This window comes from Bacillus cereus group sp. N21 (genome assembly GCF_016483395.1).
Taxonomy (GTDB): Bacteria; Bacillota; Bacilli; order Bacillales; family Bacillaceae_G; genus Bacillus_A; species Bacillus_A pseudomycoides.
The window spans coordinates 1-518 of record NZ_JAEHBX010000235.1; the positions used below are offsets into that span (position 1 = coordinate 1).

Sequence of the window (518 nt, forward strand, 5' to 3'; positions counted from 1 at the left end):
TCTAGTGATTTCCTTCAATACGGTTTCATTGCAGAGGAAACTCCAGAGCAATTCCAAGGCAAAGATAAAAAATCTGTAGTTCCTTACTCGTTGATTACTGTAAATATTGCAGCTACTCAGCAGATTATGTTAAGACAGAACGAACAACAAAAGGAAATAAACTCTTTGAAATCGGAAAATATAGCTCAAGAGGAAAGAATATCCAAACTCGAGGCACTTGTACAACAATTATTAGCTAATTAAGTGAGATTTCCCCTACGGAGCAGCAATAAGCTGGTCTTTTTTATTTTGTTTAAAATACCGGATTAGATTAAATTTTACAGATTGAGAGAGGCGAAATTCGTCTCTCTTTTTATTTTGAAAGGAGCTGAATCAATGCAAGAAATTCAAGATTTAAAACAAGAGATCCAACAGATTAAGTTAGACCAGAAAGATATGAAGGATGACATTCGAAACTTAGAGTCTCGTACTTTAGGGAACGAAAAAGACATCGTTAATATAAATAAGCAACTTGATAA

The 518-nt window shown here is 33.8% G+C and carries 1 pseudogene; it reads left to right on the forward strand.

Going from position 1 to position 518, the window contains the following annotated elements:
* Positions 1 to 243: pseudogene (locus tag JDS96_RS30650) on the forward strand (tail fiber domain-containing protein); the annotation flags it as partial.
* Positions 244 to 518 lie beyond the last annotated feature (275 nt).